This is a genomic window from Bacillus sp. SIMBA_005 (assembly GCF_046535585.1).
Lineage (GTDB): Bacteria > Bacillota > Bacilli > Bacillales > Bacillaceae > Bacillus > Bacillus pumilus.
In genome coordinates this window covers 1-276 of record NZ_JAWRWI010000310.1, presented here as the reverse complement: position 1 = coordinate 276, position 276 = coordinate 1, and the positions used below count along the sequence as shown (strand labels likewise).

1 protein-coding gene is annotated in these 276 nt (G+C 34.4%); it reads left to right on the top strand.

Annotated elements, in window-relative coordinates:
• On the top strand, positions 1–276 hold a 276-nt coding region (locus SB660_RS20255), incomplete at both ends, for a hypothetical protein (protein ID WP_410584102.1).

Below are 276 nucleotides of genomic sequence, written 5' to 3'. Positions count from 1 at the left end.
CAGACTGGCTTTTGGAGGTTATTTGACCGACAGATTAGAGGCAGGATTTAAGGAGGAATGGATTATAGCTCTGAATTTCTTTAAAGAAACCGTTGCGTATTCAGAAAGAAATGCTCACAATATCATTAGTAAAAGCAACATCGGAATTGCTTACATTAATCTGGCGGATCTTTATTCTAAAGGACCAGAACCCATTGATGAAAAAGCAATGCTTATTAATCTAAAAAAAGCTACTGAGATTGCTCAAAAATATAATGTGAAAATCATTTACAGAAG